The organism is Flavobacterium sp. FG139 (assembly GCF_057809695.1).
Genome location: NZ_JBMDKL010000039.1, coordinates 1 through 1,434, shown reverse-complemented (window position 1 = coordinate 1,434; position 1,434 = coordinate 1). Strand labels below are relative to the sequence as shown.

Below are 1,434 nucleotides of genomic sequence, written 5' to 3'. Positions count from 1 at the left end.
ACTAGATATAATGCCTATTCGCTAACACAGGTTTTGCGCTATTGCTAGGCTTGGGCATTTCGGAAAACGGAAGTGAATATTTTTTTTCTTTCAATCTCGTTTTATCTTTCAAAGTTTTCGGTATATTTGTTAACGCCAGTCTTGAAAATGCGCAACAGCGCAAAGCCTGGGAACGTTAGCGAAAAGCATAGTTTTGCGTTTCAAAAAATCAATTTCATTGATTTCTTTCACTTACCTTCTACTCTATTTTTTTCGGAACTTAACTAAACTTTGCCTTAATACTTTACGTCGAAATCTTTCGTGGAATATTTAACGGTAACGGAAAATTTGGGTTGCGTGGAAAACTTCGCGGATTTAGATTGCGCCGAATTGTATTGTGTTGAATTGTGTTGAATTGTATTGCGTGGAATTATATTGCGTGGAATTGTATCGCGGAAAATCTAATTAATACAAACTGAAAACTAAATATGATGCCTATTCGCTAACACAGGTTTTGCGCTATTGCTTGGCTTGGGTTTTATCGGAATGCGGAAGTGAAAATCTTTTTTCTTTCTATCACGTTTTTTCTTTCAAAGTTTTCGGTATATTTGTTAACGCCAGTCTTGAAATGCGCAACAGCGCAAAGCCTGGGAACGTTATGGCTAATACTTCAACCCGTATTCCTAAGACAAAAATATGAAAATATTAAATCTCCTTTTTGTTCCACTTTTGCTACTGAATTTTAGCAGCGAAAAAGAAATGGATTTTGGTGCTTTCTCAATGAAAACTCCAGAGAATTGGACTTACATTAAGCAAAGTGGAGTTGATTCATTCGTTGGAAAAATAGCACTCGACAAAAACGATACTTTACAATTTGATTACGGGCTATACTCAAATAGTTTGGAAGAAGATTTAGGCTACATCATTACAAAAGATAGCGTGTTTACATATGAAGAAAACAAAAATAAAAATGATACAATAAATCGTTATGTGCAAAAGTTTTACGCTAAAAGAGATACTTTAGTTTTGGAAAAATTATACAAGACAGAATTTTCATTTGAAGTAATTAATAATTTGAGAGCAAAGATTGTCAAGCCAAAGAAATCTGGAATTGGATTAACTGGTGTCTACTTTGAAAATACAAGGCCTAATGGAAAAGGTATGAGATTTCAAATAAGTGGCTATAATTTAAGCGATGCGAACGAAAAAGAATTCTTGAAAGCTATTAGAAGTCTAAAATTCAGAGATTGAAAAAGTACTAGCCATAACACAGGTTTTGCGCTATTGCTTGGCTTGGGATTTATCAGAATGCGGAAGTGAATATCTTTTTTCTTTCAATCAGGTTTTTCTTTCTAACTTTTCGTTATATTTGTTAAAGCCAGTCTTGAAATGCGCAACAGCGCAAAGCCTGGGAACGTTAGCGAAAAGCATAGTTTTGCGTTTCAAAGAATCAAT

1 protein-coding gene is annotated in these 1,434 nt (G+C 34.3%); it reads left to right on the top strand.

The window, feature by feature from the left end:
- Window positions 1-675 precede the first annotated feature (675 nt).
- Window positions 676-1,230, top strand: a complete 555-nt coding sequence (locus ACODSI_RS14995; RefSeq protein WP_488917665.1) for a hypothetical protein — start codon at window positions 676-678, stop codon at window positions 1,228-1,230.
- Window positions 1,231-1,434 lie beyond the last annotated feature (204 nt).

Excerpts from the sequence above, each read along its gene's own strand:
- ACODSI_RS14995 (WP_488917665.1), top strand. The coding sequence starts at position 676 with ATGAAAATATTAAATCTCCTTTTTGTTCCACTTTTGCTACTGAATTTT.